Source organism: Agrobacterium sp. NPDC058088 (genome assembly GCF_042885035.1).
In the GTDB taxonomy this organism is placed as follows: Bacteria; Pseudomonadota; Alphaproteobacteria; order Rhizobiales; family Rhizobiaceae; genus Agrobacterium.
In genome coordinates, this window is the sequence record NZ_JBHVSU010000008.1 from 35,625 (window position 1) to 61,940 (window position 26,316).

The following is a 26,316-nucleotide window of genomic DNA, read 5'->3' on the forward strand; positions in this document are numbered from 1 at the left end:
ACATCTCGCGGAGACAGACGGCGTCAGCGTGCGCTATTAGCTGACGCCGTGTCTCCATTTCATAAGAGTTCGATTGAGAAAATCCATGGAAGCCACTGAATATTTTGACCAGTTCTCCAGCCGATATCGACATTACAAGGGTGGCGACTGGTGTTATGAGGATGGCTGTGTCTATCGCGGTCTGCAGCTGTTGTTCGAGGCGACGGGCGATGTCCGCTGGAATGAACATTTGCACCGTCTGGCCGATACGCAGATCGCTGCGGATGGAACGCTCGCCGGTTATGATCCGCAGGACTATAACATCGACCATATCCTTGCCGGGCGCATTCTCTTTCCCCTGTCGGCTGAGACGGGCGATGCACGTTATCTCGCAGCAGCAGGGCATCTGGCGGGCCAGCTCCGCAATCATCCGCGCATAAAGGCCGGGAACTATTGGCACAAGAAGCGTTATCCGCATCAGGTCTGGCTTGATGGCCTCTATATGGGGCTGCCCTTCCAGATCGAATATGGCCAGGCGATGGGCCGCCCGGAGCTGATCGAGGACGCGCTACGGCAATTCTCAACGGCGCTTGCGCTTACGGCGGATGCCGGTGGTCTTTACGTTCATGGTTATGACGAGAGCCGTAGTCAGCGCTGGGCCGACCCTGCGAGCGGCAAATCGCCTGCCATCTGGGCGCGGGCGGTGGGCTGGCTTGCCATGGCGCTGGTGGATGCGCTGGTCATCTTGCCGAACGATACGACCAAGGCGGAGCTTCGAGAAAGGGCACGGAGTCTTCTGGCTGAAATCATTGCACGGCAGACACAGGCTGCTCTCTGGATGCAGGTGCTCGACAATCCGAACCTTGCCGGCAATTACGCGGAAACCTCCGCCTCCGCAATGTTCGCTTATGCCCTGTTGCGTGCGGCCCGGTTGGAGCTCTTGCAGGGTGAAGAGGCAGAGGCCGCCCTTTCAGCCGGTCGCCACGCGCTTGCCGCCCTTCTGGACACACGCCTTGCGCTGGATGAGCAGGGTATCACGCGGCTGACCGGCATTGTGCATGTTGCCGGGCTTGGCGGTTTCGAGGGTAATTATCGGGATGGGACGCCGGGCTATTATCTCACAGAGCCGGTCGTATCCGACGATGCAAAAGGTGTCGGGCCGCTGATGATGGCCTATGCGGAAAGCTCGCTTCTGCCTCGCTGAAACAGACGGGATTTGGTGATATAGGGGCGGCATGGATAAAATGCGGGTTGCCCTGAACGGTTTGTGACTGGAAGAAATGAACCGCTGCGCGATAAACCTCGTTTTGCGATATAACGAATCCAGTGTCACCGAGCCCCAATGCCATGATCCAGTCGCCCCCGGAACGTTTCATCTTGCTTGACGGCATAAGGGGTGTGGCTGCGCTTTTTATCGTTCACCGCCATGCCGAACAGTTTTTCGGTCGAGATCCGGCCTCGAGCTATCTTGCCGTGGACCTGTTTTTTGCGCTCAGCGGTTTCGTGCTGGCCCATGCCTATGGCAGGAAACTATATGAGGGGACGATCACGCCGGGCTTTTTCATGAAGGCGCGCTTTGCCCGCCTCTATCCGCTTTATGTGCTGGCGCTGGTATTGATGGCGACCTATTTCATCTGCCTTTATGTGCTGGGATTGCCGACGCCGATCGATGACCTGCATCGCCTCATCGATCCTGGCGAGTTGGCTTTCGCGCTCGTCACGGGGCTTCTGTTTCTGCCAGCACCCTTTACGTTGACGCTGAACGGCGCGCTGTTTCTAGTCAGCCCGGCATGGTCGCTGTTCAACGAACTGGTAGTGAATGCGGTTTATGCGCGCTGGGGGGTACGGGCAACGGTGACGCAGACGGTTATTGTGCTCGCCGTCAGCGCGATCGTGCTGATGGTGGCTGCGGCGGAATTCGGCAAGCTGCATGCCGGTTTCCGCTGGCCGGAGATGTATGCCGGTATGGGCCGGGTGTTTTTCTCGTTTTTCGCCGGCGTGCTGATATATCGTTTCCGTAACCGGATGCCGGTGTTGAAGCCGTTTCAGGCCGGTCTTTTTCTGTTGCTGGTCTGTTTTATCCTCGCGGTGCCCATGTCACGCGAGTTGCGGCCGTTTTTCGATCTGGTTGTCGTGCTGTTCGTCTGGCCCTTGCTGCTGTTCGGGGCCAGCAAGACCCTGCCGGGTCCGAAAGTTGGGGCGGTGTCGGTATTTCTCGGTACGGCGTCTTACGCGGTCTATGTGCTGCACATTCCGCTTCTGGCCTGGACGGAGTTCCTGGTCCCGGCAGCCACGCGGGAGACCATCGCCCTACCTGCTGGCATCATTTTCCTAATTGCGGTTACATGCCTGTCATGGTGGTTGACTGTCTATTATGATCAGCCCGTTCAGAAATGGCTGAAAAACCGCCTGAGAAAACAGGCAGGCATTCGCCAGCCGGTCTGATCCAGCGGGCGGTCTATCGATTTAAAATATCGCGATCTCAAATATGCGCGAAAATTGGAGCCGTTATCACGAAGGCCGCGACGAGGCTGATGATCGTCAGTTTTGCCGCTCGCATACGCCGCATTCGGCGGCCGCTCCAGTCATACGTCATACTCACCCTCCACGCAGACGCAACGCCGGTAAGGAACCCTTCGGGCTAGGTGAGACCGATCATGGTCTTTCGCTCAGCTCAGCCGGAAGAATGGTCCGATCCCAAGCACCCCGACACGCCTGATCGCACACGGGACGCCCAATTTCAGTGTTGCCTGATATACGGCTTTTGCCAAGCCACTATTTTCATCGGTGATTTTGATGGCTCAATCGCTGATGGTCGCGAGCTGCCGGCATCATGGTCACTGGTAAAGGGGTGGCAGGCCCTGTATGGCGTAACGCGGCAGTGGTTTCCACGGTCTGACGCGTTCATGTTTGTGGACGCCGAACAGAAACAGCATTTCCTCCGAAATATCGTTGGGGTCGGTCAAGCCATCCTGAAAAAGCTCGATCACCTTGCGGGCTGCATTGTTGTAGAGAGTGAAGTCGTCATCCATGGTGTGTCGGTCATAGCCGAGACCTTCCAGCACGGACTGGAGCATTTTGAGGTCCTGCGACGTGATGATGCAATTGTGGTATGTGGAAGACATGATGTCCTCCTTTCTTGTGGAGTTCACAAAAGCCGGAGCGTCGGGCAGGTGTGCCGTGACGCTTCAACGCTTCGAAACACGGGCGCGCAAGGGAAACCATTCCCGGCCCGTGCCGTCATGCAATGTCATGTAAATGCCGGATAGTTTCTGCCGGTCGATGAAAAGGGGCAGAACGGTGTGGGGGACGGCATACTGGCCTGACGGCGGCAACGCCCTTTAATTACCGATAAGGAAGGGTGCGCCCTTTGGGCGGAATAAGCAAGGGAATTCGGACGGCAGTGCAGGGGATTGGGACTTATAAAATGCCGCCGCCATAAGCAACAAAAAAGGCCGGGGCAATATTGCACCGACCTTCCTCATATCGCTCTCAACACCCGTGCCAGTACATCCGTGGTCAAAAGTCTAAAAGCGACTAAAACAACTGCGAACGACAATTTCATTCGCGCTCACCAGCAGCTGCTATATAAATTATTTAATGGAGTAATGTGGCCAAAACAAGTCTTACATCCATAACGATGCTCTTTTTATCCTGACTTGCCGGCCGATGCCGCATCCTATTTCTTCTTGCCATCCGCAGTCGTGGCATTTGCGAACTTCACCTGCGAACCGGTGGGTGCCGCGGCAGGTGTTTTCGTCTTGTCCTTCTTCGGTTTGCGGACTTCCTTGTTGCTGCGTAATTGACCCTTTGCCATGATCTCATCCTCCTGTGTTGACCGTGGGGCGGTAAAAAACCGCCCGCTATTTCTTGCCGGATCGCTTCTTCGCGGGCACAGGTTCGGTGACGACAATAGTCGCTTCCTGTGCTTCGCGAAGCTGGCGAAGGCGCTCCGTCTTGCGGACGCGCTGGTCTGCTTCGGCATTGATGATCTGCTTTGCCGCGCTATCGGTCAATGATGCTTTGTCCTGCGCGGATAATTTACCGGGTTTGAAAAAAGCTTCTTTTGTAGCGGCCATGGCAGTTCTCCTTCACGGAAGAGCGGTATCGAACGGTTACCGGGTGCGGGCGGCCTTTTTGGGCGCTGGCAGCAGGCCTTCGCGTTGCATTTTCTTCTTTTCCAGCTTGCGGTGACGTCGCACGGCTTCGGCTTGCTCGCGAACGCGCTTTTCCGAAGGCTTTTCATAGGACTCCCGGGCGCGCATCTCGCGGAAAATGCCTTCGCGCTGCATTCTCTTTTTCAGAACGCGAAGGGCCTGCTCTACATTGTTGTCTCTGACGAGTACCTGCAAGAATATCTCCTTTTAGCAGCGGATGCCGCTATTTTCTGATTTTGATCGTATTCAGATTGATCCAGCTCGATCCGGTTTCGCGTGGCGAAGGGTTTTCGGCTTTGCCTAGCCGCGATGCCGTCGACATCATCGCATCTATCTCATCGAGCGCGACGTTGCGCTCAAAATTTTCGTGTTGGAAACGCACCCTGTAGCGAACCGCTCCCTGCGCTTCGGGCAGGACGGATACGATCCGGCCGGGGCCGTCAGGCTGGGTATTGCCAAGCACGCCCGGCTTTAAAAACACGGCGTCGCCGCAATGATAGGGATTTCTGCGCATAAGGACCTCCATGGCCCAAAAACAAAAGGCCGGGCTCTAACCCGACCTCTCACAGTCATTTGCACCTGCAGCCAGTACATCCGTGGTCTGCGGGGCCAAAATGACGAATATTAAGCTGCCTGAAGGTTGTCAGCAGAGCTCTTTCCAGACCGGCGGTCCTGAACGATCTCGTAGCTGATCTTCTGGCCGTCGTTCAGCGAACGCATACCAGCGCGCTCAACAGCGGAGATGTGAACGAAAACGTCCGTGCCGCCGTTGTCAGGCTGAATGAAGCCGAAGCCCTTGGTGGCGTTAAACCACTTTACAGTACCAGTGTTCATAACGATTTTCTTTCTTGGAATCGTTGTGGTTCCCGCGATACCTTGCGGGATTGGATCGATTATTTGAGAGGAAATCCGACGGGGAACAGTCTGTTCCAGAACGACGTCACAAGCAATGGTCGATGATGCAAATATAGGCACAATTTTTGATTTTGCAATGACCGTGCCGGGAAAATAGGGGTCACTTCTCATTTGATTAGCTAAGTCACTGTTTTTGCGCGAAAATATATTGACTTAAGATGCTCGGTGCAGCTGTTTCTCAACCGGCGCCAGGCGTCACGTCCTGGCTGTTATCATCCGGCAGGCTACCGGCGCCCGGCGTCTTTTCATGGTCGGTCAGTGAGGGCTTGGCGTGCGGCCCGGCGGGCGGAATGTCGCTTGCTTTCGAGGGCGCTCTGTCGATAGGTTTCGCTTTTTGCTGCTCAGTCATGGGCGTTCTCCTTTGGCTGGAAAACGCCGGGAAGAGGGCAAAGTTCCGCGACCGCGCAAGGAGAGGACCGGCACTGAGTCGTCAGCGGCGGGATCGCGATTTTTTCTCTTCGCGGTTCATATCGCGTCCGACCCATTTGAAAAACAGGAAGAGGCTGACACCGATAATGATGAGCGGAACGAAGGATTCAAAACTCGACATGATTCACTCTTTCTTCCCCCGGCGATCATTCTACCGGCATGGAAGAGGCGCGTAATCTGCGGAATATCGTCTGTTCTTTTTGGCAATTGTGCCGCCTGCGGCCCGTGCCTTGACACGCCACGGGCCGGAATCGATCAGAGCGGCAACGATTTCACCGACTGCGAACCGCCCTCGCGGGCGCTTTTCAGCGCCGCCACGCCGGTCAGAACGGACATGGCGCCGGCGCGTGATCCGGCACGCTGGCGCAGCCGGTCGTTAGAACCCGGCTTGAAGATCATGTCGCGCATGCGGTTGTCGCCGCCATAGTGGCCGCCCGGCTCATGCGGCACCCATATGCGCTCGACACCGCCACCGAAACTTTTCACGACAAGGATTTCGTCTGCCGGTGGCTCTGTCCAGGGTTGCTTTTCATATTGGCGCATCTCGATGCGGCCCTTGTGGCCGTTAAAGGCGATGTGGTGGCCCTCGATCGGCATATAGGTGTTGAGCGAGTAGGAAACCTGTACGCCACTGGCGTAGCGGATCGAGGCGCTCATCGTATCAGGGATATCGATCTCCTCGCGGAAGACGCAGGCGTCACGCACATAACCGTCAACGCTCGAAGGGTCTTCATAAAGGGCATGGAGGAAGGGATCAGCACCGAGATCCATGAAGTAATCGCACTCATCCTTGTAAGGACAGGTGCGGCAGCGCGTTCCGCGGAACGGGCCGTTCTTGCCATAATGCAGCAATTGCCCGAAGCCCTTTACCTCGACGGGGTCGGAGTCGAGATACCAGTTCAGCAGATCGAAATGGTGGGTGGCCTTGTGCACGAACAGGCTACCGGAATGTTCGGTGAAGGCATGCCAGCGGCGGAAATAATCCGCGCCGTGCTGGTTATCCAGATACCAGTGAAAATCGACCGACGTAACGGTGCCGATCGCGCCATCATCGATCAGTTCCTTGATTCGGGCGGCGGTGGGCGAGAAACGGTAGTTGAAGGAGACGTCGACACGGCGGCCGCTTTTGGCCTCCGCCGCGCGAATGCGATCGATCTTTTCCGGGGTGGTGGTCATGGGCTTTTCGCTGATGACATCGGCCCCGCCTTCCAGCGCGCGGATGATGATGTCGTCATGCGTATCATCAGGCGTGCAGACGATCACCAGTTCCGGTTTCTGCTCCAGCATCATCCGGTCGAAATCGTCGTAAAGTGGTGCGGTCGATCCCATCATGGCGCGAGCCCGTTCGGCGCGCATCAGGTTCAGGTCGCAAATGCCGACGAGTTCGACATAATCGCTCCAGCCGGCCAGAAGTTCGCGGCCCCACATGGTGGTGCCGCGATTGCCGGTGCCGACCAGCGCATAACGTTTGCGTTTCACCCTTTCAGGCATCGTCTTTCTCCCTGACATCTCAACAAACAGTCTTGAAACGCTCGACCACGGTGGCGAGGACCTCGTCCACCGGGCGCGCCTGCCAGCGATGCGAGAAAATCTCCACTTCCTGCGGGCCGTGGAATCCGGCGGCCTCGATCATGGCGCGGAATGCCTTGAGGTCAATCACGCCGTCGCCCATCATGCCGCGATCGTTGAGCGGATCGGTGGTCGGCACCAGCCAGTCGCAGATGTGGTGGGCGAGAATTTGGCCGTTTCTGCCTGCCCGCGCCACCTGTTCCTCCAGCTCCGGGTCCCACCAGACGTGGTAGACATCGATGGCGACGCCCGTTCCGTCGCCCAGCCGGTCGCAGAGATCGAGCGATTGTTTCAGCGTGTTGAAGCAAGCGCGGTCGGCGGCATAGAAGGGGTGCAGCGGTTCGATGGCAAGCGGCACGCCGGCGGCTCGGGCATAGGGAAGAAGTTCGGCCATGCCGTCCTCCACCATCTGCCGCGCACCTTTCAGATCGCGCGAACCGGCGGGAAGGCCGCCCACGACAAGCACAAGGCAGTCGGCCTTCAAGGCCGCGGCCTCATCGACGGCGCGTTTATTGTCCTCGACGGCGAGGCGTCGGCCTTCTGCGTCGATGGCGGGGAAAAAGCCGCCACGGCAATGGCCGGAAAGGCGCAGACCGTTCGCTTCGACGATGCGCGCGGCCTCTTTCAGCCCGACGCCGTGGACCTGCTCGCGCCACGGCGAGATAGTTGTGATGCCGTGGGCGAGACAGGCGTCAACAATGGCGCTGAAGTTGGCGCCTTGCCGCACGGTGGCGAAATTGATGGAAAGGCCTTCAAGGCTCATATCGATATCTCCCGTCGTTCTGCTGCTTCAGCCGATGCCCCGGACCGAAAGGAACGCCTTCATGCGGTGCGTGGCCAGATCAGGCTCGGCCAGCACATTGGCCTTGTCCGCCAGCCGGAAAAGCTCGGCGAAATGCTGCGTGGAACGGGTGCTTTCCTGGCCGCCGACCATGGTGAAATGATCTTGCAATCCGTTGAGATAGGCCAGGAAGACCACACCGGTCTTGTAGAAGCGGGTGGGCGCCTTGAAAATATGGCGTGAAAGCGCCACCGTCGGCTCCAGAATATCGAAGAATTCATTGTCAGCACCGCGCTTCAGGCTGGCTAGCGCCTTGGACGCAGAAGGCGCGATGGCGTCGAAAATGCCGAGCAGGGCGTCTGAATGGCCCTTTTCATCGCCGGCAATCAATTCGGCATAATTGAAATCGTCGCCGGTATACATGCGCACGCCAGCGGGCAGGCGGCGGCGCATGGCAATTTCTTTCTCCTTGGAAAGAAGCGAAATCTTGATGCCGTCGATCTTGTCGGCATTCTCCTCGATCGTCGCAAGGCAGGTGTCCATCGCCACCATATGGTCGCCCGAGCCCCAGTAGCCCTCAAGCGCCGGGTCGAACATTTCGCCCAGCCAGTGGATCACCACTTTTTCGTTCGCATGGGAAAGAACCTTGGCATAGGCCTTGAGATAATCGTCTGGGGAACGGGCGGCGGCGGCCAGCGCGCGGCTGGCCATCAGGATCACACGTCCACCCTGTCCCTGAACAAAATCAAGTTGTTCCAGGTAAGAGTCGATAATCTGGTTCAGACCGTAGCCGCTACCATCGAGGTGGTCGGTGCCGACTCCGCAGGCAATCAGCGCATCCTTGCGGGTGGCCGCTTCCTTCAGCGAACGGGCAATCAGTTCCTGCGCCTGCGGCCATGCCAGCCCCATGCCGCGCTGTGCGGTATCCATGGCTTCGGCGACACCGAGGCCGAGGTCCCAGAGGCGATGACGGAAGCGCAGGGTGGCGTCCCAGTCGATGGCGGGTGTCAGCCACGGGTCATTGTCGGCAAGCGGATCGGCAACCACATGGGCGGCGGCGAAAGCGACGCGGTTGAAATCCGCAGCACTTCGTTTTTCAACCGCGACCGGCGTGCCGGATAATCTGTAGACCTCGATGCTGCGGTCGTCCTTCGGTAGCTTGAGTTCGCTCACGTCAGCCTCCTCAGGAAATGGCGGGAACGTCGAGCCAGCGGCGTTCCTTCCATGATTTCAGCCCCAGTTCGGCAAGCTGCACGCCCTTGACGCCTTCCATCAGGCCATAGGGCCATGGGTCATTGTCCACCAGATGGCGCACGAACATTTCCCACTGCGCCTTGAAGCCGTTGTCATAAACGACATTGTCCGGCACCTCCTGCCAGGTCTTGTAGAAATCGATGGTCTGCGGCTGGTCGGGGTTCCACACCGGCTTTGGCGTGTTGGTGCGGTGCTGGGTAAAGCATTTGGTCAGGCCCGCCACCGCCGAACCATGGGTGCCGTCCACCTGGAAGGTGACGAGATCGTCGCGACGCACGCGCACCGCCCATGAAGAGTTGATGTGTGCGATAGCGCCGCCTTCAAGTTCGAAAGTGGCATAGGCTGCGTCATCCGCATCCGCCTTATAGGCTTTGCCCTGTTCGTCGAAACGTTCCGGAATATGTGTAGCGCCGAGGCAGCTCACCGATTTTACCGGCCCGAACAGATTGTCGAGCACATAACGCCAGTGGCACAGCATATCGAGAATGATGCCGCCGCCATCCTTCAGGCGGTAGTTCCATGAAGGGCGCTGCGCCGGCTGCCAGTCGCCTTCAAAAACCCAGTAACCGAATTCGCCGCGCACGGAGAGGATTTTGCCGAAAAAGCCGCTGTCACGCAGCATGGCCAGCTTGCGGAGACCGGGTAGGAACAGCTTGTCCTGCACCACGCCGTGCTTGATGCCGGCGCTTTCGGCGAGCCGGGCAATCGCCAGTGCCTCTTCCATTGTGTCGGAAATCGGCTTTTCGCAATAGACGTTCTTGCCGGCCTTGATGGCTTTTTCCAAAAGGCTGCCGCGCATCTGCGTGGTGCCTGCATCGAAAAATAGCGTGTCGTCAGGGTTTGCCAAAGCAGCATCGATATCGGTCGTCCAGCGGGCAACATTATGCTTCCTGGCGATTTCCTCGATCTTTGCGCCGTTGCGGCCGACCAGAATGGGGTCCAGCATGACCCTTTCGCCGTTCTTCAACAGCACGCCGCCCTGGTCGCGAATGGCGAGAACGGAGCGCACGAGATGCTGGTTGTAACCCATGCGGCCGGTGATGCCGTGCATGATGACGCCGATACGTTTCATGAATTTCCTCCCAAGGCGGCCTTTTCCCGAAAGTCGCTTAAGTCAAACGTGGTGTTTTGTAACCATTTGGTTATTTGTGGTCGTGAAGAGTGCGATCTGTCAAGGTGTTTTTGGCAGGAAAAATTTGGATTTTGGGAAGGTAGGCTGTGAGCCTCTTTCGCCGCGCTGCAAAAGAAAACGACGCGCTTCGCGAATGCGAATAGCGCGTCGTCGCTGTTGTTAAACGAGAATTCGGTTCTCTTGGCTCAGACTGGCCGCACTGCAGCAAGCAACGTGTTTACGATGTGCTGGCCCCAGCGTTCCAGTTCCGATGGGTCGGTCAGGTCGCGCTGGAAGATCGTCGACAGCGTAAACCGGTTCGAAAGATAGAAAGCGCCGAGCGAAGCGATCGTCAGATAGACATCGATCGGATCGAGACCGTCGCGGAATTCGCCGGTATCGCGGCCCCGGCGTAGCACGTCCTCCAGCTCCGAAATGAAATTCGAATGCATCGCCGTGATCGTCGGAGATTGCCTGAGATAGCGGGCTTTATTGAGGTTTTCCGTGGCGAGAATGCTGAGAAATTCCGGGTGGTCGAGGAAATAATGCCAGGTGAAAAGCGCAAGTTCCCGCAAGCCCTCCGAAGGGGGCTTACGGGTCAGGTCAAGCCGTCTTTCGGTGTGGCGGATGTGGCGATAGGCGTCTTCCAGAACGGCAAGGTAAAGTGCATCCTTGTCGCCGAAATAATGATAGATCATCCGTTTGTTGGTGCCGGCGCGGCGGGCGACGACATCGATCCGCGCCCCTGCCAGCCCCTTGGCCGCCACCTCGCGGCGGGCCGCTTCAAGGATGGCTGCCCGGGTTCTCTCAGGGTTCCGCACCTGTGCGGTGGCGCGTTTGCGCTTGGGCGCCGGAGTTTCTTCTCGGGCCGCATCGAGTGGCTGGTCCTTTGTCGTTTCTTCCATTTCAGCACCCGCTTGACAATGTTTGCGATCGGTGTTCCCATGTAACCAATTAGTTATAAAACGGCAAGTGTCGTTTACGTTCATCATCAATTTGGCAGTCATTAGGGAGGAGTTGCCAATGTCCGTGATGCTTCACAGGAGAGGTGTGCTTTCAGCGGGGCTTGCGGCCCTGTCGCTTGCAGCATTGGGAGGAGGATCGGCGCAGGCTCAGGCCGCGCGCCTTCGCATGTTGTGGTGGGGGTCGCAGGAGCGCGCCGACCGCACCAACAAGGCGATATCGGCCTATAAGCAGGTCAAACCGGATCTCGATATTGCCGGTGAATTTGCCGGCTGGAGCGATTATTGGCCGCGTCTTGCCACGCAGGTGGCGGGCCGCAATGCGCCTGACCTGATCCAGATGGATTATCGTTACATCTTCGAATATGGCCGTCGCGGTGCGCTGGCACCGCTCGATGACTATATCGGCAAGGGCCTGAAGATCGAGGATTTCGGCAAGATGAACATCGATTCCGGCCGGGTCGATGGCAAGCTTTACGGCATCAATCTTGGCGTCAATTCCAGCGCCGTTTTCTTCGACAAGGCGGCCTGGGAAAAATCCGGCGCAACGCCGCCATCGATCGGCCAGACCTGGGAGGAGTTTGCCGAAAACGCAGCCAAGCTCAGCAAAAACAAGCCTAAACCCGGTTATTTCGCCACGGCCGATGCGAGCGGGGTGGAGCCAAGCTTCGAGAACTGGCTGCGCCAGAACGGCAAATCGCTTTATACACAGGATGGCGGCATCGGTTTTGATCCGACGGATGCCACCAAGTGGTTCACGCTGTGGGCGGATCTGCGCAAGAGTGGTGCGTGCGTGCCCGCCGATGTGCAGGCGCTCGACCAGCTCAATATCGAAACCAACCCGCTGACGACGGGCAAGGCGGCAACCGCATTCGCCCATTCCAACCAGTTCGTCGGTTATCAGAAGCTCAACAAGGCGAAACTTGCCATAAGCTCCTATCCGAAGAGCACGAAGGATGGCCCTTCCGGCCACTATCTGAAACCTTCCATGCTCATCAGCGTCGCCAATGGCAGTGCCGGCATCGAGCAGGCGGTTGGCTTCATCAACTTCCTGGTCGCCGACCCGCAGGGCATCGATATTCTGGGCGTTGAACGCGGCGTTCCTGCTTCAGAATCCATGCGCAACGCGCTTACCCCCAAGCTCGATGAGGTCAGCAAGAGCATGGTGGAATATATCGCAGAAATTACCCCCGGCGTCGGCGATCTGCCGCCGGCGCCACCTCCAGGTGCGGGCGAATTTGCCTTTGTCCTGAAACGCACGGCGGAGGAAGTTGGCTTCGGCAAGATTTCGCCTGAAGAGGGCGGTGACCGCCTCGTCAAGGAATCCGAAACCGTTATAAAACGGAAGTGATGGTTTATGGCCTTTCGATCTGAAACTCTTGTGGGGGAGAGCCGTGGCGTGGCTCTCCCGAAACGGGGCGGCCTGAAGCGGATTTTCGACCGCAACATTCACGCCTACCTGTTTCTCCTGCCTTGGCTGATTGGCTTTTTTGGCCTCACGCTGGGCCCGGCGCTGGCGTCGCTTTATCTATCCTTCACCAATTACGACCTGTTGCAGTCGCCGGATTGGGTGGGGGCGGCAAACTATGTGCGCATCGCTACCGATGACCCGAAATTTGCCGCCGCCATGCAGGTGACGTTTACCTATGTACTGCTGTCGGTGCCGCTGAAGCTCATCTTCGCGCTGCTGGTGGCGCTTGCCTTCAATCGCGGCATCAAGGGTTTGACGCTCTACCGGGCGATCTTCTACCTGCCGTCGCTGCTCGGCTCCAGCGTGGCGATCGCCGTTCTCTGGCGTCAGCTTTTCGCGTCCGACGGCCTCGTCAATATGCTGCTCTGGCAAGCTTTCGGTTATGAAGGCCCAAGCTGGATATCGAACCCGGATTATTCGATCTACACGCTGGTCATCCTGTCTGTCTGGCAGTTCGGCTCGCCGATGATCATTTTCCTCGCTGGTCTCAGACAAATCCCGCAGGATATGTATGAAGCCGCAGAAATCGACGGCGCGAGCAAGTGGCGGCAGTTCTTCCGCATTACCCTGCCGCTTCTGACGCCCGTCATCTTCTTCAATGCGGTGATCCAGACGATCGACGCCTTCAAGGCCTTCACCCCCGCCTTCATCATTTCGGAAGGCTCGGGTGGGCCCATCAATTCGACGCTGTTCTACACGCTCTACCTTTATCAGGAAGCCTTCGGTTTCTTCCGAATGGGCTATGCCTCGGCGCTTGCCTGGATTTTGGTGATCATCATCTCGCTGTTCACGGCCTTCTCGTTCCTCAGCGCAAAATACTGGGTGCATTACGATGACTGACGCTGTTACCGCTCCCCGGCCGGGACAAGGCCCGCAACGCTCGCCGCTGAAATCGGTGATGCTCCACACCGCATTGATCATCGCCTCATTCGCGATGCTCTATCCGATCCTGTGGATGATTTCAGGTTCGTTCCGTCCGCAGGATGAGCTGTTCGGCTCGTCTTCGCTCATCCCCTCGTCGGTCGATATCGGCGGATATATTCGCGGCTGGAGCGGGCTGCAGGTGAGTTTCGGGCAGTTCTTCTGGAACTCCTTCTTCATCTCGGTACTGGCCACCATAGGAAACGTGGTCGGCTGCTCGCTCACTGCCTTCGCTTTTGCCCGGCTTCGGTTCGGCGGGCGCAATTTCTGGTTCGCGCTGATGCTAGGCACCTTGATGCTGCCCTATCACGTCGTGCTCATCCCGCAATACATCCTGTTCCTGGAAATGGGCTGGGTGAACACCTCGCTGCCACTGATCGTGCCGAAATACCTCGCGACGGACGCCTTCTTCATCTTCCTGATGGTGCAGTTCTTCCGCGGCATTCCGCGTGAACTGGATGAGGCGGCTGTCATGGATGGCTGCTCGCCCTTCCGCATCTACTGGAAGATCATGCTGCCCCTGTCGCTGCCGGTGCTGGCAACGGCCGCCATCTTTTCCTTCATCTGGACCTGGGACGACTTTTTCGGGCCACTGATCTATCTGAACGACATCAACACCTACACCGTGCAGCTCGGTCTCAGATCCTTCGTGGATTCCACCGGCAGCTCGGACTGGACCTCGCTTTTCGCCATGTCCAACCTGTCACTGGTGCCGGTCTTCCTGTTCTTCCTGTTTTTCCAGCGGCTGCTGATCGAAGGCATCGCCACGACGGGAATGAAACGCTGACCGAGAACGCATTTTATAAGACCATCAATACTGTCGCGGCTGCCTTTGGCGCGGCGCGACAGTCGGGAGAAACAGCATGGCAAGCAGCATTACTCTGGAAAAAATCGTCAAGCGGTTCGGTGCTTTTCCGGTCGTTCACGGTATCGATCTCAAGATCGAACCGGGCGAATTCACCGTTTTCGTCGGCCCTTCGGGCTGTGGCAAATCCACGCTTTTGCGCATGATTGCCGGGTTGGAGGAAATCTCAGAGGGCGATCTTCGCATTGATGGCGAAAGGGTCAACGAAACAGCCGCCTCCAAGCGTGGCATCGCCATGGTCTTCCAGTCCTATGCGCTCTATCCGCATATGAGTGTCTACAAAAACCTTGCATTCGGTCTGGAAACGGCGGGTTACAAAAAACCGGAAGTCGAGGCACGGGTGCAGAAGGCTGCCGATATCCTGCAGATCGGCCCGCTGTTGCAGCGCAAGCCGAAGGCACTTTCGGGCGGCCAGCGCCAGCGTGTCGCCATCGGCCGGGCCATCGTGCGCGAGCCGAAAATCTTCCTCTTCGACGAGCCGCTTTCCAACCTCGATGCCGAACTGCGCGTGCAGATGCGCGTCGAAATCGCCAAGCTGCACCAGACGCTCGGCAGCACCATGATCTATGTGACCCATGACCAGGTAGAAGCCATGACCATGGCCGACAAGATCGTCGTCCTGCGCGACGGCCGCATCATGCAGGTTGGTCGCCCGCTCGATCTTTACAACAATCCCGCCAACCAGTTCGTCGCCGGTTTCATCGGCTCGCCAAAGATGAATTTTCTATCCGCAAAAGTGGCTTCAGGCGACACCTCCAACCGCACCATCGAGGTCGCGGGCCAACGCATCATATTGGAGAAGCCGGTCGCCGCTCAACAAGGCGAGCCGCTCACCTTCGGCGTGCGTCCGGAGCATGTGAACCCCCAATCGCAATCCTCGCTCGGCGAAGCCTCCATCCAGCTCGTCGAACATCTCGGCGGCTCGACTGTGGTTTACACCAGCACGCCCGATGGCCAACCGGCGACAGTGCTGCTGGACGGCCAGCGCCATATCCGCATCGGCGAGACCATTCCCTTTGCGTTTGATTTGGAGAAGACGCATCTGTTCGGGGCGGATGGGCGGCGGATATAGTGCCGCATTGGGAACTGTCTTATGCAGCGTGTCTGGGGCGTCCTGGTCGCCGGGGACGAAAATGAGCATGTAATAAAAGCGGGTCGCGCTGGCTGGCCCGTAACAGCATCTTCACTGCATGGCTTACCGGTGTACCAGCGCGGTAGTTGTTCCATGTCCTCAAGGTCACACCAAGAAAATCCGCTGCCTCATTGTTGGAGAGGCCGGTGTCCTCCTGCCATTTACGCAGGTCGTCGACGTCAAAGTCGCGCTGGTCCTCGGCAATCTGGTAAAGATGATAAGCGTCGATTGCGAGATCATTGCCGTCCCATTCCACGCTGGCGCCATAGTCGGTGACCTTCGCGGTCTCCCAGATGCCCGCTGACCGGAGGGGAGCGAGCAACTCTCCCCCCGTTGCGATCCACCCCGTCAGATTGGCGGTTGACCGTCTACCATCGACCCAGTCGATCGTGAGAGAGCTCGGCAGGGTGGGCAGGATGGTTTTGACGCGTGGTGTCATGACTTGCTTCCCTTTTCTGCAATGGGAAAACGCGGATTCGTGCGATTCCACTCCTCAACAATCAGGCTTGCATTGGCTTTCGCCCATTCCAAAGCTTCGGCCTCCGCCCTGCGGGATAGTTTGCCACGCAGGATTTCCAGACTTCCTATGTCGACAAGTGCATCCCCATCAGGTGTTATGATGTGGAAATGTGGTGGCAGGTGATCGTTCGCATACACGCGTATGATGATGTTTCCGATTTGAACAAGCTTGCCCATCCAGCACCCATATTACTCAACAAATATAGTGCATAATTTTCACTGTGTGAAGTGTGGCTGGAGGATATTTACGATGAGCAGGCGGGTTCTAGGATCTGCCGAGAACCTTCCGAAGCGCCACGGCATCTTCAGCGAACTGACCGATATCGTCACCCCTGACGAATTCCAGCATTGCGTAAGCCGTTTTGTCCCAATCGCTTTTCGGCAAAGCCTCAACGCACGACCGCCAATAATCAGCGCGCTCGCCAAGCCGCAGTCGGCTGGCATCGGCAAGCCAGGCGAAGACGTGCAGGTGACAGATGCGCGGGCCGAGGGCGGCGATTTCGGTCAGGGCGTCAGCGAGTGGCAGGCCGGGTGCGGGTTGCCAGTAGAAGAAGAGATTGGGAGCGGTCAAATCCTGTGCCAGTTGCAGGGCAGAGGGCAGGGTGTCGGTGAGCGAATGGGGGTGGTATTCGAGACCGATGGTCATGCCGTAGTCTTCCGCCCGGCGGGCAATATTTGCCAGCGCCTGCGTTGCTTTGCGGCGTTCCGCCAATGAATAATCCATGGAGGAGCGTTTACGGTGGCCCGGCCAGATGCGGATGTGGCCGGTGCCGAGTGCCCTGGCGGTCTCCAGAACCGCCGTCACATCTTCCGGGGCAAAATCCGGCGCGAAGATATAGGAGCCGTAGGAGGAGATGGTGAGGCCGGCTCTGGCCGTGCGTTCTGCCACGTCTCTTGCCTTGTCCAGATCGCCCGGTGGCGCGTGGATATCCGCGCCCCATTCGATCGCCTTGATGCCGTTTGCGGCGGCCAGATCGATGACGGCCTGCGGCGACAGGGAGCGGAATGTGACGGAGCAGAGGCCGGGCTCGAAAAATCTCATGCGATCAATTCCAGATGTTCAGGCAGCACCTCCTGCTCCAGCACCCGGCCGTGACAGAAACGTTCGATCTCGGCAATCGCCATGTCTCCGAGACGAGCACGCTCGAGGCCGGTGGCGCCGGCGATATGCGGCGTCAGGAACACATTCGGCAGGCTGTAGAAAGGCGAATCCGCCGGCGGCACCTCCGGATCGGTCACGTCGATGACCGCTTCGATGCGACCGGTCTTCAGTTCTTGCAAAAGCGCGTCTTCATCCACAAGCGCGCCGCGCGCCGTGTTGATGAGCGTTGCACCATCCTTCATCCGGGCGAGCTCCGCCGCCCCGATCATATGCCGGGTTTGCGGCAGGGATGGCGCATGCAGGGATATGACGTCGCTCATGGCCATCAGTTCATCGAGCGATACGAGACGCACGCCGAGCCGTTCCGCCTCCATCGGGCTTAGAAAGGGGTCAAACAGGATAAGATCGAGATCAAAGGGGCGCAGGAGGGCGATAACGCGCCGTCCGATCCGCGATGCCCCGACGATGCCCACGGTAAGGCCGAGATTGCCGATGGGCTCGGATTGCAGTCGTTCGACGTTGCTGCGCCCGCGATCCCGCTCATAGAGGCGCCTGAAGCCGAAGGTGCGTTTGCCTGCCAGCAGGATCATCGCCAGCGAAAATTCGGCAACCGGCTGTGCATTCGCCTCCGCCGCGCTGCATACGGTAATGCCGCGTTCGAATACCGCCTGCGAGAGGAAATATTTGACCGTGCCAGCGGCGTGGGAGATCAGCTTCAGTCGTGGCATCAGCGCCAGCTCCCGTGTGCCGATATCGGGACAGCCCCAGCCGGTCAGGAGAATATCCGTGCGTTTCAGCCGGTCCTGCACGGATGGATCGTGAAAATCGCAGATCCGCTCCACATCAAGGATTTCAACGTGTTGCGACAGCTTTTCGAGCGCCTGCGGTGTCAATACATGCTGCGTTCGCTTCGGGTCCATGGCAAGGCTGAGACGCGGAAGCGGGCTCGTCATTGCGGTTCTCCCGCCATGGCGCTGACGGAAACGCCCATTTCCGCAAACAGGCGGTCGAGCGCCTCAAGGTCCGGGCGTGCGGGAACGGTGGCGACCGCTTTTTCGCTTTCGGCTCCGGTGACGCCTGCAAGGACGGCGCAGACGAGCAGGGTTTCGCCAGCCGGAATCTCGCCACGCAATTGCGGCACCGTGGTCTTGGCGTTGATGAGATTGGTATTGGGCAGGGCCTTCAGCGCCACGCCCTGACGGCTTATTGTGGAGCCGAGATCAACGATTGCAGATATGTCGGTGTCGCAATGGGCTGTCGCCCGCCCCCCGGTCTCATTTACGATGTCGCGGTCACCATCGTTGCGGTTAATCGCAAAGCCGCCTTCGGTAACGAAAAGGGTGCGCGCGGAGGTGATGCGGTGCAGTCTTATATGCCAGTCACCGGCCGCAACCAGCGTCGTTTCCACCGTCACATCCGCAAATGGCTTCCACGTCGCGCGCAGATTTGCCCCGGCCAGCAAAACATGCTGATTGGTCTCACGCACGCGGTAGTGCAGGCTGTCATCGGAGAAGGCCAGCATATTGTCAAAACCATTGGTCTTGAAGCCGCGCTCATCCACTTCCACGCCAAAGCCGTAACGCGAGGAATAGGCGAATTTGGCATATTTCTCCGGCCCGCCACGCATGGCGAGGTTTTCCTGTCCGCTGGAAAGCGCCGTGACGTTGCCTTTGGCGCGCATCATCACCATGCCGGGATGGATGAGCGGCCGTGGTTTGACTGATATTTCTGGCAGGGTCTCTTCCGCCTGCCAGAAGGGGTGGCTTTCGGGCAGCGCCAGCGGCAGGAACACCTTGAAGGCCCAATAGGGTGAACCGGCGGAATTATAGCTCTCCGACATGGTGAGCTGCGGATAGGCATAACCAATGGAGAGCACGCCATCCCGGTCAGCAATCGGCTTCTCGGCCCACCAGCGCAGATGGCTGAGATAAAGCCCCTTGATCTCGCCCCAGGGCAGCGCCTCCTCATCGGCGAAGGCAAGACCGGCCCAGAAGCCGCCGCAGGCGAAGCGATAGGTCATGGAGCGGCCGAAGGCGAGCGTGCCACCATCTTCATCGAACCAGCTGGCGAAATCGCCGGCGAAGAGGCGGGCACGCTCGCGATAACGTTTGGCGTAGGCATCGTCAGGCTTGCTAAGCCTGGCATAGATCAAGCCGTAAAAATGCATGGCGAAGGCGATATAGTGGTCAATGCGGCGATAGTTTCCGTCACGATACCAGCCATCGGCAATGTAGAAATCGTCCAGTTCCCTCTGGAATGTCTCGGTCAGGCTACGGTCGAAATCGATGCCGAGATGGTCGAGCGCCATATCGACCATCACCCGGAAGAACTTCCAGTTATTGTCGGCATAATTGCGTTCGCGCGCCGTCAACAGGTAGCGGCTTACATTCTTTTTCTGTGCGTCGGACAGGGGCTCCCACAGGTGCTGCGGCGCAAGCCGCAGCGCGAAACCAAGCGCTGCAAGCTCGACCAGCCGCTGATCCCTCTGGCGCACATCGCCCCAGTAGTCGGGATGCGAAGGATCGGTTCCGTTGGCGATGCCCTTTGCCAGAAGCGGCCAATGGTCGAAATGATCGCCGCTCAGCGCAAGTGGCGCGATGCCCCAGAGCGGTCTGGCAAATCCTTCCAGATCGGCTGCGGCCCGGTCGAAATGCGCGGCGGTGCCGCTTAGCGTTACTCTTGCACCGCCGGGTGAAAAATAGGGCAGAAGCGGCGCGAAACTGTCATCCAGCGCCCGCCGGACATCGGCGCGGGTTTTGAGCGGATTGCCATGCAGGGGGTTGAATCTCGCCATGTCGCGTCGGACTACCGTGTCATGCATCGCGTGCCGCCTTTCCGGTCTTTTTCGCTTGTCCGGCGGTCTGCCCTTCCACCAGATGAACGCCAAGCTGCACATGCCGGGCATTGGCGGAGGGTTCCGTCATTCGCCGCCGCAGCAGCTCCACCGCTTCGCGGGCGATTTCACGGCGATCGACCCTGATCGTGCTGAGCCTTGGCGTGGAGAGTTCGGCAAAGGGCAGGTCATCGAAGCCGATGATGGAAAGATCGTCCGGCACGCCGAGGCCAAGCTCCTGCGCTGCACCCAGCGCGCCGAGTGCAATCGCGTCATTCATGCAGAATATGCCTGTTATCTCGGGGTTTTTGGCGAGCAGCTGGCGAACCGCATCGCCGGCCTGCCCAAAGCCGCTCTCCGCCGTTGAAAGCAGGAATTCCTCATAGGTGGCTCCCTCTTCCTCGAGGATTGTCTGCCGGAAGCCGCGCATGCGCTCCCTTATGGTGTGACGATGATGCGGGCCGATATAGGCGACTTTGCGGTGGCCGAGTTCCAGAAGCCGCCGCGCCGCCATCGCGCCGCCGTAAAAATTGGAAGGCGAAACACAGTCCAGCAGCATTGCAGGATCCGCACTGTTGACCAGAACCGGCTGCAACACACCCTGTGTGATGCGGTGAATGATCTCCTCTTCCGGATCGAGACCAATGGCGAGAAGGCCATCCACCTCGCAGACCCGCTGCGTCAGGGCGTCATCGATCTGCTTCTGGTGCAGGAGCCGGATATCGAGTTCGAAACCATCGGTCTGGGCAAGGCTGCGCAAGGTGTCGAAAATGTCGTGATAAAAGGCGCCGATATCGCCGGTCGCTCTTTCCGCAGCCATCAGCGCAAGGATTGTTTTGCCCTCCAGGGTCACGCCGCTGGCCTGGTTTCCGACCGGGCGTAGCGGGTAACCAAGCTCGGCGGCCACACCCAGCACCTTCGTCTGGATCGAGGCGCTTATGCCTTTTTCCCCTGCGAGAACACGAGAAACCGTGCTGATGGAGACACCGGCGCGCTGGGCGATATCCGACTGGCGCGGGCGGCTGATGTCGGGCGTATCGTTCATATTGTCTCCTGCGCTTGCAAAAAAATCTATTGTGATGCAAATATTGCAAACTAAGAAAATTTGCAAGAAATTAAGTGACATCTGAAAAATTTGCAAAACGCGGGAGGAGCAGATGCAAATGATCGATAGACGTGGATTTTTGGTGACGGCGGCGTTGGCCGGTCTGGTGGCTGCGGCGGGCGGTTTTCGCGCCATGGCGGCGGAAACCAGGCTTCGTTGTGTGTGGTGGGGCTCGGCGGATCGCAACAAGCGCACCAATGAGGTGATTGCGCTTTACCAGAAGGCGGATCCGCAAACGGTTGTCAGCGGCGAGATGATCGCCGGTTCCGATTATTGGACCAAGCTTGCGACCTCGATGGCGGGGCGCAATGTCGCCGATATCTTCCAGCTGGAGCCTTCCACGATTGCCGATTATTCCGGTCGTGGCGCCTGCATGGAACTCGACCAGTTCGTCGGCTCGGCGCTCGATCTTTCCAACTTCGGCAAGAGCGAGATCGATCTTTGCCGCATCGACGGCAAGCTCTACGGCGTCGGCCTCGGGCTCAATTCCTTCTGCATGATGTATGACGCCGAGGCGCTGAAAGAGGCGGGGGTCTCCATGCCAGCGGGGCAGATCACCTGGACGGCCCTGGCGGAACTGGCGCGCGATTTCAAGAAGAACGGTCCGGCGAAACGAAATTACTGGGCGGTACCCTATGGCGCACGGTATCACTATGTTTTCGATGTCTGGCTGCGCCAGCGCGGCAAGCTCCTGTTTCAGGATGGCACCATCGGTTTCAATAAGGAAGACGCCAAGGAGTGGTTCGCTTATTGGGAGAAGCTACGCGAGGACAAGCTCTGCGTTTCCGCCGATATCCAGACGCGGGATGACAATACCATTGAATCCAACGCGCTGACGCTTGGCAATTCGGCCATTGGATTTGCCTATTCCAACCAGCTCGTGGGCTATCAGGCTCTCAACAAGAAGGCGCTCTCCATCGGCATGCTGCCGGGTGAGGGAGAAGGCAAACCGACCGGACATTATTACCGGCCGGGACTTATCTGGTCCATTTCTTCCACCTCCACCAATCCGGAAGCGGCGGCGAAATTCATCAATTTCTTCGTCAACGATGTCGATGCCGGCAAGGTTCTCGGTGTCGAGCGCGGTGTGCCGCCGGCGAAGAAGGTGCGCGAGGCGGTCCTGCCGAGCCTCAATGAGACCGAGCGCAAAACGGTGGATTACATCGAGAGTCTGTCGGGCAAGCTCGATCCCTATCCGGAACCGGCTCCGATCGGCGCCAATGAATTCGACCGTGGGGTGATGCGCCCGATTGCCGATTCGCTCGCCTTTGGTCGCGCCAGCGTCGATGAGGCGGCGCAGAATCTTGTCGACACCGGCACGCGGACCCTGCGCAAGCGCGGTTGACGACAAAAAGGGCGCCGCCATGCGGTCTCGCGGCCGCGTGGCGGTGCCTTTTTCATGAGGCGTGACGGGATGAGCGGCGCATTAAGCCCTTTATGACAAACAGGGCTGGACAAGGGTAGGGCATTTAAGCCAGAAATTCTGATCTGGATCGATAAATCTGAAGATTAGACCATGGCGCCCAATTTCCTCCTCGTTGATGCTGAAAAAGAATTCGATGTGCTGAAGGCGGCGGCGTCGATGATCCGCGTACAGATATTGAAGTTGCTGCACGAGGCGAGTGGCCTCAACGTCAACGAAATTGCGCAGAGGCTGGAGTTGCCCCAGTCCACCGTTTCCGCCGGCGTGGCCGTTCTGGAGGAGGCGGGGTTGCTGCGAACCGAGACGCGCAAGGCGCGCAAGGGCAACCAGAAAATCTGCTTTGCCACCTGCGACGAACTCATCGTTTCATTCCGGAAACCCGAGGTGCCGGTGGTCTCGAATTACATTGCGGTCGCCATGCCGCTCGGCCTCTATACCCAGAGTTCTGTTACTGCGCCCTGCGGTATCTGCTCGCCGGAGGGTATTATCGGACTACTCGATGTGCCAGATACTTTCATGGATCCAGACCGGATGAAGACCGCGCTGCTTTGGCTGACATCTGGCTTCGTGGAGTATCAGTTCCCCAATAATGCCAAGATTCAGGGGCGCGAAGTCGAGGAAATCGAGTTTTCGATGGAGGTGAGCTCCGAGGTACCGGGAACCCACAGCAACTGGCCCTCCGATATCACGCTGTCCGTCAACGGCAAGGAAATCGGCGTCTGGACCTCGCCCGGTGACTTCGGCGACAAAAGGGGCGTCTTCACGCCGGACTGGTGGAAACTGTCCGGTTCCCAATACGGGATGCTGAAAACCTGGCGTATCACGCCACAGGGAACCTATGTCGACGGGACGCGGATTTCGGGTGTCACGCTTGCGGACATCGATCTTGCCAGCCACCGTTCCATCCGGTTGCGCATCGAGGTCAAGGCCGATGCGAAACATCCCGGCGGGTTGAATATATTCGGCCGCGGTTTTGGCAATTACGACCAAGACATCATCCTGCGCCTGCGCACCGCAGACTGAACTCCAAATTTTCAAAAGTATGATTTTCGCGGTTGACAGGCGTGGATTCCCTCGGCAACTATATTATCAAATATGGTTTATATCATATTTTAAGATATAGATGCGCATGGGAGGAGAGCCTATGAAAGCGCGGGTTTCAGTCCACCGGGACTTCCGGATTGGGCGCATCGACGATCGCCTATATTCCGCGTTCATCGAACATATGGGGCGGGCGATCTATGGCGGGATTTATGAGCCCGGCCATCCGCAGGCGGATGCGAACGGCTTTCGCAAGGACGTCCTGAAGTTCGTACAGGACCTGAAAATCCCCGCGATCCGCTATCCCGGCGGCAATTTCGTGTCAGCCTATCGGTGGGAAGACGGTATCGGCCCCCGCGATCAGCGCCCCATTCGCCTCGACCTTGCCTGGCGTTCGAAGGAAACCAACCAGATCGGCATCAATGAATTTGCCGACTGGGCGCAGATGGCCGGCATCGAGATGATGCTTGCCGTCAATCTCGGCTCCCGTGGTCTGGATGATGCTCGCAACTTCCTCGAATATGTGAATTTTCCAGGCGGCACCGCTCTCAGCGATCTGCGCCGCAGCCACGGCACGGAGAAACCGCATGGCGTGAAAATGTGGTGCCTCGGCAACGAGATGGATGGCCCCTGGCAGATCGGCCATAAGACAGCTGTGGAATATGGCCGTCTGGCCAACGAAACTGCCAAGGCTTTCAAGGGTTTCGATCCGACAATTGAAGCGATCGTCTGCGGCAGCTCCAATGACGGCATGCCGACGTATCCCGAATGGGAGCGTGAGGTGCTGGAGGAGTGCTACGAGAATGTCGATCACATCTCGCTGCACAAATATTTCGGCAATAGCAGCCGCGACACTCTGAATTATTTCGGCAAGATCGAGGAAACCGGGCGTTATATCCAGACGATCGCCGGCGTCATCGATTATGTGAAGGCAAAGAAGCGCGCCAAGAACGATGTGTCCATCTGCTTCGACGAATGGAACGTCTGGTATCACATCCGTGAAGAAGACGGCAAACGCATCAAGAGCTGGGATTGGCCGGAAGCGCCGGCACTTCTGGAAGAGACTTACAACTTCGAAGATGCGCTGTTCGTCGCGGGTCTGCTGAACGAGTTTATCCGCCGTTCGGACCGGGTGCGCATCGCCTGCATCGCCCAGCTCGTCAACGTCATCGCCCCCATCCGGGCGGAAAAGAACGGGCCTGCCTGGCGCCAAACGATCTATTATCCCTATCAGTTCGCCTCGCTTTATGGTCGCGGCGTTGCGCTTAATGTTGCGGTCGATTGCCCGACTTATGACTGCAACGCGGCCGACGACGTCAAATATCTCGATGTCGCCGGGGTTTATGATGAAGCCGAAGGCATGGTGACGCTGTTCGTGCTGAACCGGCATTTGACTGAGGCGGCCGATATCAATGTCAGCCTCACCGGGTTCTCGTCGGCAACACTCGACCTGCATCTGGCCATGGCGGGATATGACCTGCGTGTCGGCAACGGGCCGGATCAGCCGGATCGTGTCGTGCCGGTGCCCGGCAGTGGCGTTGCTGTTGAGGACGGGGCGCTGAAGGGATCGGTGCCTGCGCTGTCCTATCACGTTCTGCGCCTGAAGGTTCAGTGAGGCGGCCATGGGTGTCCGTCTCAACAATGTCGCCAAGTCTTTCGGATCGTTTGCCGCGATCCGGGACGTCTCGATGGAAATCCCGACCGGCAGCTTTGCGGTCTTCGTCGGGCCTTCCGGTTGCGGCAAATCCACGCTGCTGCGCATGATCGCCGGTCTTGAGGAGACCAGCGGCGGACGTATCGCCATCGACGACCGTGATGTCACGGCCGTCGAGCCGGCCGATCGCGGTGTGGCCATGGTGTTCCAGAACTATGCTCTTTATCCACATCTGTCGGTGTTCGAGAACATGGCTTTCAGCCTTCGGCTTGCCCGCAGGCCGAAAGCGGAGGTGAATGAAAGAGTGGGCGAGGCAGCCCGCATCCTGCAGCTCGAAGACCATCTGCATAAAAAACCGTCGCAGCTTTCCGGTGGGCAGCGGCAGCGCGTGGCGATCGGCCGGGCGATCGTGCGACAGCCGAAGGTGTTCCTTTTCGATGAGCCGCTTTCGAACCTCGATGCGGAGTTGCGCGTGCAGATGCGGCTGGAACTCACCCGGCTTCACCGCAAGCTCGGCGCCACGATGATCTATGTCACGCATGACCAAGTGGAGGCCATGACGCTTGCGGACAAGATTTTCGTGCTGAAAGGCGGCGTTGTGCAGCAGGCGGGTGCACCGCTCACCCTTTATGACGATCCTGATAACCGGTTCGTGGCCGGTTTTATCGGCTCACCGGCAATGAACTTCCTGCAGGCGCAGATTGTCGAACAGCGAAACGGCGTCGTGACACTTGCGCTCGATGGCGGCGAGAGACATCTCGAAGCACGGCTTTCACAGCCTGTTTCCGCCGGCCAGCGGGTCGAGATTGGCGTTCGGCCCGAGCATCTTACGATAAAACAGGAGGGCGCCTTGCCCGTCAATGTCGAGGTAGCGGAGGAGCTGGGGGATGTTTCCTATCTCTACACCCGCGCGCCCTCGGGCAAGGAAATCATCGTGCAGCGGCAGGGCTCACGCGAAAGCCTCGCTGGCCGGTCCGTGTCGCTCAGCGCTTCGCCAGACCACATTCTGGTTTTTGATAGCGACGGCAAGAGATTGCGATAGGCGCGAGGAGGCGCCTTTCGATGAGCAGACCACCTCTTCAAGGGGTGTTTC

General features: G+C 58.4%; 28 protein-coding genes. 10 read left to right on the plus strand and 18 right to left on the minus strand.

Features of this window, described 5'->3' with window-relative positions; all coding sequences use genetic code 11:
• The first annotated feature begins 85 nt into the window (after positions 1-85).
• Positions 86-1,183: a glycoside hydrolase family 105 protein gene (locus ACFVTJ_RS19205; protein WP_386910117.1), complete on the plus strand. Its 1,098-nt coding sequence runs from the start codon at positions 86-88 to the stop codon at positions 1,181-1,183.
• 143 nt (positions 1,184-1,326) lie between these two features.
• On the plus strand, positions 1,327-2,424 hold the full coding sequence (locus tag ACFVTJ_RS19210; RefSeq protein WP_386910119.1) for an acyltransferase family protein: 1,098 nt from the start codon (positions 1,327-1,329) through the stop codon (positions 2,422-2,424).
• 392 nt (positions 2,425-2,816) lie between these two features.
• Here ACFVTJ_RS19210 and ACFVTJ_RS19215 read toward each other — a convergent pair whose 3' ends face one another.
• The 12 genes from ACFVTJ_RS19215 to ACFVTJ_RS19270 form a co-directional block, all read right to left on the minus strand.
• On the minus strand, positions 2,817-3,104 hold the full coding sequence (locus ACFVTJ_RS19215; protein ID WP_386910121.1) for a hypothetical protein: 288 nt from the start codon (positions 3,102-3,104) through the stop codon (positions 2,817-2,819).
• Positions 3,105-3,658: 554 nt separating this feature from the next.
• A complete protein-coding gene (locus tag ACFVTJ_RS19220; RefSeq protein WP_386910123.1) occupies positions 3,659-3,796 on the minus strand; it encodes a hypothetical protein in 138 nt (45 codons plus the stop codon).
• A gap of 46 nt (positions 3,797-3,842) precedes the next feature.
• Positions 3,843-4,058, minus strand: a complete 216-nt coding sequence (locus ACFVTJ_RS19225; protein WP_386910125.1) for a hypothetical protein — start codon at positions 4,056-4,058, stop codon at positions 3,843-3,845.
• Between the two features lie 36 nt (positions 4,059-4,094).
• Positions 4,095-4,331 (minus strand): 30S ribosomal protein S21, encoded by a 237-nt coding sequence (gene rpsU / locus ACFVTJ_RS19230; RefSeq protein ID WP_080827726.1) that lies wholly within the window; start codon positions 4,329-4,331, stop codon positions 4,095-4,097.
• Between the two features lie 28 nt (positions 4,332-4,359).
• Entirely contained in the window at positions 4,360-4,650 is a 291-nt protein-coding gene (locus ACFVTJ_RS19235) for a cold-shock protein (RefSeq protein WP_386910127.1), read from the minus strand.
• Positions 4,651-4,760: 110 nt separating this feature from the next.
• Positions 4,761-4,970: a cold-shock protein gene (locus ACFVTJ_RS19240; RefSeq protein WP_003508146.1), complete on the minus strand. Its 210-nt coding sequence runs from the start codon at positions 4,968-4,970 to the stop codon at positions 4,761-4,763.
• A gap of 259 nt (positions 4,971-5,229) precedes the next feature.
• Positions 5,230-5,400: a hypothetical protein gene (locus tag ACFVTJ_RS19245; RefSeq protein ID WP_386910131.1), complete on the minus strand. Its 171-nt coding sequence runs from the start codon at positions 5,398-5,400 to the stop codon at positions 5,230-5,232.
• 335 nt (positions 5,401-5,735) lie between these two features.
• Positions 5,736-6,971, minus strand: coding sequence for a Gfo/Idh/MocA family protein (locus ACFVTJ_RS19250; protein ID WP_386910133.1), 1,236 nt, complete (start codon positions 6,969-6,971; stop codon positions 5,736-5,738).
• A 19-nt stretch (positions 6,972-6,990) separates the two neighbouring features.
• Positions 6,991-7,812 (minus strand): sugar phosphate isomerase/epimerase family protein, encoded by an 822-nt coding sequence (locus tag ACFVTJ_RS19255; RefSeq protein WP_386910134.1) that lies wholly within the window; start codon positions 7,810-7,812, stop codon positions 6,991-6,993.
• Between the two features lie 27 nt (positions 7,813-7,839).
• On the minus strand, positions 7,840-9,003 hold the full coding sequence (locus ACFVTJ_RS19260; protein WP_386910135.1) for a dihydrodipicolinate synthase family protein: 1,164 nt from the start codon (positions 9,001-9,003) through the stop codon (positions 7,840-7,842).
• Positions 9,004-9,013: 10 nt separating this feature from the next.
• Positions 9,014-10,156: a Gfo/Idh/MocA family protein gene (locus ACFVTJ_RS19265; RefSeq protein ID WP_386910136.1), complete on the minus strand. Its 1,143-nt coding sequence runs from the start codon at positions 10,154-10,156 to the stop codon at positions 9,014-9,016.
• A 245-nt stretch (positions 10,157-10,401) separates the two neighbouring features.
• Positions 10,402-11,100 carry a TetR/AcrR family transcriptional regulator gene (locus tag ACFVTJ_RS19270; RefSeq protein ID WP_386910137.1) on the minus strand — a complete coding sequence of 233 codons (699 nt, stop codon included), beginning with the start codon at positions 11,098-11,100 and terminating at the stop codon, positions 10,402-10,404.
• A 118-nt stretch (positions 11,101-11,218) separates the two neighbouring features.
• Here ACFVTJ_RS19270 and ACFVTJ_RS19275 point away from each other — a divergent pair, with 118 nt between their 5' ends.
• From ACFVTJ_RS19275 to ACFVTJ_RS19290, 4 genes are all read left to right on the plus strand, one after another.
• Positions 11,219-12,508, plus strand: a complete 1,290-nt coding sequence (locus ACFVTJ_RS19275) for an ABC transporter substrate-binding protein (RefSeq protein WP_386910138.1) — start codon at positions 11,219-11,221, stop codon at positions 12,506-12,508.
• A 6-nt stretch (positions 12,509-12,514) separates the two neighbouring features.
• Positions 12,515-13,468 (plus strand): carbohydrate ABC transporter permease, encoded by a 954-nt coding sequence (locus ACFVTJ_RS19280; RefSeq protein ID WP_386910140.1) that lies wholly within the window; start codon positions 12,515-12,517, stop codon positions 13,466-13,468.
• Positions 13,461-14,336, plus strand: coding sequence for a carbohydrate ABC transporter permease (locus ACFVTJ_RS19285; protein WP_386910142.1), 876 nt, complete (start codon positions 13,461-13,463; stop codon positions 14,334-14,336). Before ACFVTJ_RS19280 ends, ACFVTJ_RS19285 begins: the two co-directional genes overlap by 8 nt.
• A gap of 76 nt (positions 14,337-14,412) precedes the next feature.
• Positions 14,413-15,486 (plus strand): ABC transporter ATP-binding protein, encoded by a 1,074-nt coding sequence (locus ACFVTJ_RS19290; protein WP_386910144.1) that lies wholly within the window; start codon positions 14,413-14,415, stop codon positions 15,484-15,486.
• A gap of 19 nt (positions 15,487-15,505) precedes the next feature.
• On the opposite strand, the gene ACFVTJ_RS19295 is transcribed toward ACFVTJ_RS19290, so the two are convergent.
• The 6 genes from ACFVTJ_RS19295 to ACFVTJ_RS19320 form a co-directional block, all read right to left on the minus strand.
• Complete coding sequence (locus tag ACFVTJ_RS19295) at positions 15,506-15,985, minus strand: hypothetical protein (protein ID WP_386910146.1); 480 nt, start codon at positions 15,983-15,985, stop codon at positions 15,506-15,508.
• Entirely contained in the window at positions 15,982-16,242 is a 261-nt protein-coding gene (locus tag ACFVTJ_RS19300; protein WP_386910148.1) for a DUF4160 domain-containing protein, read from the minus strand. The genes ACFVTJ_RS19295 and ACFVTJ_RS19300 overlap by 4 nt, the downstream gene beginning before the upstream one ends.
• An 88-nt stretch (positions 16,243-16,330) precedes the next feature.
• Complete coding sequence (locus ACFVTJ_RS19305; RefSeq protein WP_386910150.1) at positions 16,331-17,107, minus strand: sugar phosphate isomerase/epimerase family protein; 777 nt, start codon at positions 17,105-17,107, stop codon at positions 16,331-16,333.
• Positions 17,104-18,120, minus strand: a complete 1,017-nt coding sequence (locus ACFVTJ_RS19310; protein ID WP_386910152.1) for a hydroxyacid dehydrogenase — start codon at positions 18,118-18,120, stop codon at positions 17,104-17,106. Before ACFVTJ_RS19310 ends, ACFVTJ_RS19305 begins: the two co-directional genes overlap by 4 nt.
• The gene (locus ACFVTJ_RS19315) at positions 18,117-19,988 is read right to left on the minus strand and encodes a DUF2264 domain-containing protein (RefSeq protein WP_386910154.1); all 1,872 of its coding nucleotides are present in this window, start codon (positions 19,986-19,988) and stop codon (positions 18,117-18,119) included. Before ACFVTJ_RS19315 ends, ACFVTJ_RS19310 begins: the two co-directional genes overlap by 4 nt.
• Positions 19,981-21,045, minus strand: coding sequence for a LacI family DNA-binding transcriptional regulator (locus tag ACFVTJ_RS19320; protein WP_386910156.1), 1,065 nt, complete (start codon positions 21,043-21,045; stop codon positions 19,981-19,983). The genes ACFVTJ_RS19315 and ACFVTJ_RS19320 overlap by 8 nt, the downstream gene beginning before the upstream one ends.
• A 112-nt stretch (positions 21,046-21,157) precedes the next feature.
• On the opposite strand from ACFVTJ_RS19320, the gene ACFVTJ_RS19325 reads away from it, so the two are divergent.
• The 4 genes from ACFVTJ_RS19325 to ACFVTJ_RS19340 all read left to right on the plus strand — a co-directional run bounded on the left by ACFVTJ_RS19325 (position 21,158) and on the right by ACFVTJ_RS19340 (position 26,265).
• A complete protein-coding gene (locus ACFVTJ_RS19325) occupies positions 21,158-22,450 on the plus strand; it encodes an ABC transporter substrate-binding protein (protein ID WP_386910158.1) in 1,293 nt (430 codons plus the stop codon).
• 171 nt (positions 22,451-22,621) lie between these two features.
• Positions 22,622-23,551 (plus strand): ArsR/SmtB family transcription factor, encoded by a 930-nt coding sequence (locus ACFVTJ_RS19330; protein ID WP_386910160.1) that lies wholly within the window; start codon positions 22,622-22,624, stop codon positions 23,549-23,551.
• 121 nt (positions 23,552-23,672) lie between these two features.
• Positions 23,673-25,184, plus strand: coding sequence for an alpha-N-arabinofuranosidase (locus ACFVTJ_RS19335; protein WP_386910161.1), 1,512 nt, complete (start codon positions 23,673-23,675; stop codon positions 25,182-25,184).
• 7 nt (positions 25,185-25,191) lie between these two features.
• Entirely contained in the window at positions 25,192-26,265 is a 1,074-nt protein-coding gene (locus ACFVTJ_RS19340; protein ID WP_386910162.1) for an ABC transporter ATP-binding protein, read from the plus strand.
• Positions 26,266-26,316 lie beyond the last annotated feature (51 nt).